A 3,335-nucleotide genomic window follows, 5' to 3' on the forward strand; every position below is an offset into this window, starting at 1 on the left:
CCCTTTTTGACGACAAGAGTATCTTTACCACGCTCCCCGAGGCCTGCCCGTTCTTCCGTCACCAGCCGGGTTCGGAGAAGGCGTTCTGCACGGTGCACCTGACCCGGCCCGATATCTGCCGGGACTACGGCTGCTGGCGGATGCTGATCGTCAACCGATCCGGACGACGGGTGGGAAGGATCATGTTCTCCCGGTATCTCTGCTCGGAAGATCCGCTGGTGACCCGGATTTTTGAAGAGTGCATCGACGCGGTCCGGGAACCGGATGATTCACGATGGGACGAGATGGTAATCCGCGTGCTGACAAATCAGGGATATGTAGTGAGGAAGTGAGGGATATCCTGCTCCTACACGCGATAAGCGCCGCTGCCAAAGGGTGCCCCGGTGCTGATTCAGGTATCTACCCGCGAAAAAAGTGTCAGAGCCTGACCAGCTCGTAGTCACGGCTGCCCATGCCCAATTCTTCTGCATACTGCAGCTGGCGCGGGCCGTCAGTGTTTGGCCGCATCCCGGCAAACTTGTCCTCGCCCGGGTGGAGGTGGGATGTGAGGAATGACTCCTTGTACCCCTGCTGCTGGTTCACGAGATCACGTGCCGCCGCATCAATCGCCACCGGGTCTGTTGAGGCGAGGATGCCGATGTCCGGGACAATCGATGCATCGCTCCACGGGACGCAGTCGCAGTCCGGCGTGATCCGGGTAAGAAAACTGATGTAGCCTACCTTCCCTTCTTTCCCCTGCACCGCCCCGTACGCATACTCGATCAGCCGCTCGGTAAAGAGTGGGATCTCGGTCTCCCAGTTGATGTCGATCGCGTGCGACGGGCAGACTGTCATGCATTCGAAGCACCCGATGCAGAGACCGTGATCGATAGTGGATTTCTTTTTGACAAGCGTGATCGCGGACTTCGGGCAGACCGCCACGCACTTCCCGCATCCGATACAGAATTTGCGGATCGAAAACGGCTTTGCCTGGTGCTGCGCCCGTTTTCCCTCGGGCGGTGCGCACCCCATCGCGAGGTTTTTGAGCGCCCCGCCAAACCCGGCCACCTCGTGCCCCTTGAAATGGGTCATCACGATCATGCTGTCCGCCGCGACGATGTCTCCTGCGATCGAGACCGATTCAAAGTGCTTTTTGTTAATGGCAATATGAGCGACGTTTTTCCCGCAGAGTCCGTCCGCAATGATCACCGGTGCCCCGATCACCGCGTAGTCGAACCCGTGGTGCACCGCGGTCGTGATATGGTCGACCGCGTTGGAACGGCTTCCGAGGTACAGCGTGTTTGTATCCGTTACAAACGGCAGGGCCCCCGCCTCTTTTATCTTCTCCACTACCTGCCGGACATAGACCGGGCTGATGAAAGAATCGTTTCCCTGTTCCCCGAAATGCAGTTTTATCGCCGTGCGATCCCGCTTGTGGATACAGGACGAAAAACCAGCCACCTCAAAGAGCCGCCGTACTTTTGCCTCGGTGCTCTCGTCATTCGATCGTGCCCGGAGGCTTGCAAACCAGACTTTACTTGTCATCCGGATCATCCCCGATCGATTATTGTCACGCACACGTATCTAAAGTTCGTGGCCGGTCAGACTATTGCATCAAGGTTGCGCATCCGGGACCTGTCCTTATTGTACCGTTTCAGGTCCTTTGCCCGCTCGAAGTACTGGCGGGAGAGGTCTTCCCGGCCCATCTCCTGCGCACAGACTCCCATGTTGTTCCAGGCATCAGCATTCGCCGGGTTCTTCTCCAGCAGTCGGTTGTACGTATCCACCGCTGCCGAGAGGATCGTGTCATCGTCCCTGAGGATCCCGATTTTTTTGAGTGTTTCGGCACAGGTATAGAGGATCTCCTCCTCATTCGGCGCGAGTTCCACCGCTTTTGTAACGGACGCAAGTGCCTCTTCGTTGCGCTCCAGCGCTTTCAGGCATAAACTACGGTCGTTCCACGCAAAAGCATGCGAGGGATCGATCTCAAGCGCACGGTCAAAAGCAGCAATCGCATCCTCGTACCGCCCTTCCCGGTAATAGAGCCTGAGACCCTCCATGTAGTGGGCTTTTGCCCTCCCCAGAATGCGGCCAAACATATTGCCCTGGCCTGCGGGGGGTTCGGTTTTTTCCGCGGTGGTCGCATCGGCTGTAATGGGAGTCTGACGGCTTAAGAGTTCCGGTCCAAGGGTATTGGTGATATCGCGGATCGCCCCGATGATACCGATAAAGATCCCGCGGCCGTCAGAAATCGGGGTCGCCTTCATCCACAGGATCCTCTCCCCTCCGTTGCTTGCCGGTGCCTTTGTCCACGCGGTAACCGTCCCCCCATCCTTTGCAATGACTGAATAATTATGCCGCCGGATAACCGGGAGCTCTTCAAAAACCATGTCTACGAGCATCGGATCCTTATTTCCAAAGAAGGGGAGGGCATATTCGTGGTCTTTTTTCCCGATGATATCCGCGACCCCGACACCGGAAAGATTTGCCATGCCCTCGTTCCATGCGATCACCTGCCCGTCCCGGTCGATCGCAAACGCCGGCTCGCGGAAGAAGTGGACTGCATCGGTCAGGATCTTTTGTGAGGTTCCAAGACCCTTCCCGACCATCTTTCCTTCGACCGCCCGCCTGATCATGTGCACCATCTCCCGGAGCTGCGGCTGGATATCCTCGCCTTTTTTTAAGAAAAAGTTCGCACCGTTGTTGAGCGCCTCAATGGCGGCATATTCCCGTCCCACTCCGGTAAAAATAATGACCGGCGTCGTATCGCCTTTTGACCGGAGGATCTTCAAAAACTCGATCCCGTTGATCTCCGGCATATCGTAATCGACAATAATTGCATCGAAGGTCTGGTTGTTGAGGAGTCCAAGGGATTCTTTTGCGGATCTGGTGGTACTGATCTTCATGTCCCCGAACCGCTCTAAAAACAGCTTTGTTACGCTGAGCACTTCCTCCTCATCATCAATAATAAGCACTGACAGCATTTCTGACCGTTATTTCGTTCATTTGACGGCTAACGATAAAAAAGAATGTGTTATTATTTTCGTTTTGAAAGTTCGTGGTCGAGGCAGAAGAGATGGCCGGGCGTATCCCCGACAGTTTTGATCTTGTCGCAGATTGTGGCGGCATTCATTTCTTCTTCGACCTGCTCTTTTACAAACCACTGGAGCACTTCGAACGTTGCGTGGTCTTTTTCCTTGACCGCGAGGTCGACAAGGTTGTTAATCATGCCGGTTACTTTCTGCTCGTGGGCGTACACCTCGTCAAAGACCTTGCCGGCCGATGACCACTTTGTCTTGGGTGCCTCTATCGCGTCAAGGACAACCTTTCCCTGCCGTGCAATGATATAATCGTAA

At 55.4% G+C, this 3,335-nt stretch carries 4 protein-coding genes; 1 reads left to right on the forward strand and 3 read right to left on the reverse strand.

Features of this window, described 5'->3' with window-relative positions; translation table 11 throughout:
- A partial coding sequence (locus tag WCE46_RS09725; RefSeq protein ID WP_424733515.1) for a YkgJ family cysteine cluster protein occupies window positions 1-332 on the forward strand: 332 nt, incomplete at its 5' end.
- 85 nt (window positions 333-417) lie between these two features.
- Here the strand turns inward: WCE46_RS09725 and WCE46_RS09730 are convergent.
- From WCE46_RS09730 to WCE46_RS09740, 3 genes are all read right to left on the reverse strand, one after another.
- On the reverse strand, window positions 418-1,524 hold the full coding sequence (locus tag WCE46_RS09730; protein WP_424733516.1) for a DUF362 domain-containing protein: 1,107 nt from the start codon (window positions 1,522-1,524) through the stop codon (window positions 418-420).
- 56 nt (window positions 1,525-1,580) lie between these two features.
- On the reverse strand, window positions 1,581-2,963 hold the full coding sequence (locus WCE46_RS09735) for a response regulator (RefSeq protein ID WP_424733517.1): 1,383 nt from the start codon (window positions 2,961-2,963) through the stop codon (window positions 1,581-1,583).
- A 53-nt stretch (window positions 2,964-3,016) separates the two neighbouring features.
- On the reverse strand, window positions 3,017-3,335 hold a 319-nt coding region (locus tag WCE46_RS09740; protein WP_424733518.1), incomplete at its 5' end, for a ferritin.

Origin of the sequence: Methanoregula sp. (assembly GCF_049690535.1) — an archaeon.
GTDB lineage: Archaea > Halobacteriota > Methanomicrobia > Methanomicrobiales > Methanospirillaceae > Methanoregula.

Excerpts from the sequence above, each read along its gene's own strand:
- WCE46_RS09730 (WP_424733516.1), bottom strand. The coding sequence starts at position 1,524 with ATGACAAGTAAAGTCTGGTTTGCAAGCCTCCGGGCACGATCGAATGAC.
- WCE46_RS09735 (WP_424733517.1), bottom strand. The coding sequence starts at position 2,963 with ATGCTGTCAGTGCTTATTATTGATGATGAGGAGGAAGTGCTCAGCGTA.